The sequence below is a fragment of the Anaerotignum sp. genome (assembly GCF_031981185.1).
In the GTDB taxonomy this organism is placed as follows: domain Bacteria; phylum Bacillota; class Clostridia; order Lachnospirales; family Anaerotignaceae; genus Chakrabartyella.
Map to the genome: position 1 here is coordinate 90,810 of NZ_DALYUL010000011.1, position 856 is coordinate 91,665.

The following is an 856-nucleotide window of genomic DNA, read 5'->3' on the forward strand; positions in this document are numbered from 1 at the left end:
CATTAACAGATTTTAAAACATCTTCAACGTTTAAGCCATGAACCATACATGCATCTGCCAGAGATTCCATCTGAGAAGAAGGACAACCCAGACAATGCATACCACACTCCATCAATGCTGGTGCGGTTTCAGGATATTTGCGTAAAATATCTCCCATAATCATGTCACCTGTTACAGCTGGGCTTACAGCATCATCACCAAAGAACAGCTTTAAGTCATCCTCAACTGTACCAATGCCTGCAATTCCAAAGTTTTCTACCAGTACCTTTGCCACATTAGGACTCAGGAAAGCAGGGAGTGTTGGTCCTAGATGAATATTCTTTACACCCAGGTGTAGCAATGCCAGAAGTACAATAACTGCTTTTTGTTCACACCAAGCAATGTTATAAACAATAGGCAAATCGTTGATGTCATCAAGTCCGAATACTTCTTTCAACTTTAGTGCAATGACTGCCAAAGAGTAGGAATCGTTACACTGTCCCGCATCCAAAACCCTTGGAATACCGCCAATATCACCCAAATCCAATTTATTATATTTGTATTTTGCACAACCTGCGGTGAGGATCACTGCATCTTTTGGCAAAGCCTGAGCGAAATCTGTATAATAATTACGGCTCTTTGCACGACCATCACAACCTGCCATAACAACGAATTTTTTAATTGCACCTGATTTTACAGCCCCAACCACTTGGTCAGCAAGTGCCAAAACTTGATTGTGAGCGAAACCACCGATGATTTCTCCTGATTCAATTTCTACAGGAGAAGCACACTGTTTTGCATGCTCAATGATTGCTGCGAAATCCTTTTCTTCCCCAATTGCACCGGAAATATGCTTGCATCCCGGATAACCTGCCGC

The 856-nt window shown here is 42.2% G+C and carries 1 protein-coding gene; it reads right to left on the reverse strand.

Features of this window, described 5'->3' with window-relative positions; translation table 11 throughout:
• The coding region (gene hcp, locus RTK36_RS08205; protein WP_312046093.1) for a hydroxylamine reductase at positions 1–856 on the reverse strand (856 nt) is incomplete at both ends.